The organism is Stenotrophomonas sp. AS012628 (genome assembly GCF_010608305.1).
In the GTDB taxonomy this organism is placed as follows: domain Bacteria; phylum Pseudomonadota; class Gammaproteobacteria; order Xanthomonadales; family Xanthomonadaceae; genus Stenotrophomonas; species Stenotrophomonas geniculata.
Window position 1 is genome coordinate 1 of sequence record NZ_VMBJ01000174.1, and the last position, 255, is coordinate 255.

At 65.1% G+C, this 255-nt stretch carries 1 pseudogene; it reads right to left on the reverse strand.

Going from position 1 to position 255, the window contains the following annotated elements:
* Positions 1-255 (reverse strand): annotated as a pseudogene (locus G5A07_RS21490) (molybdopterin-dependent oxidoreductase); the annotation flags it as partial.

Consider the following 255-nt stretch of genomic DNA (forward strand, 5'->3'; position numbering starts at 1 on the left):
TCTCTGCCCGGTCGGCCCAGGTTGCCGCGCAGGAGTTGCAGGTTGACGATTTCCTGGATGATCGCCACCGAATGATGGTGTTGGGTGATGCCCATCGCCCAGCAGACGATGACCCTGTTCGCCCGCCGGTACATCCGCGCAGCCTGTTCGATTTCCGCCAGGCTCAGCCCGGACTGGCGCTCCAGGTGTTCCCAGGGGGTGGCATCCAGTTCGGCCAGGTAGGCCTCGAGGCCGTCGGTGTGCTCGGCGATGAAG